The sequence below is a fragment of the Rothia sp. HMSC071C12 genome, from assembly GCF_001813895.1.
GTDB lineage: Bacteria > Actinomycetota > Actinomycetes > Actinomycetales > Micrococcaceae > Rothia > Rothia mucilaginosa.
Genome location: NZ_KV814373.1, coordinates 1 through 372, shown reverse-complemented (window position 1 = coordinate 372; position 372 = coordinate 1). Strand labels below are relative to the sequence as shown.

Sequence of the window (372 nt, the reverse complement as noted above, 5' to 3'; positions counted from 1 at the left end):
ATGCCAAAACTATATGCTTTTGGCATCCGATTCGCGCCGCCTCGAATATGCAATGACCGCCGAAGAACTATTCTTTCCCGCCATCCAAGATATCTTTGACGACGGAAAAGGGTGGGTCATCACCCCCAATCAACAAATCTTGACCATGCACATTCTCGAAGCACAACCGCGCATCCATAACGAGGAACAAAAAATTTTCGACTGGAACGTCAAATTCGACATCCTTCCCGAAGCAAAAGTTTTCCGGAAAGATACCGGGCAGCTACAGCCCATCGCCGAATTCGACACGCGTGGGCTCCTTCGCGACGGAGCAATCCACGGGACCTTGCGCTCGCGTTTCCTCGATCCCGGATGGGATATTCACTTCATCCC

1 pseudogene is annotated in these 372 nt (G+C 51.3%); it reads left to right on the top strand.

The window, feature by feature from the left end:
- Positions 1-372 (top strand): annotated as a pseudogene (locus HMPREF2942_RS04935) (DUF6318 family protein); the annotation flags it as partial.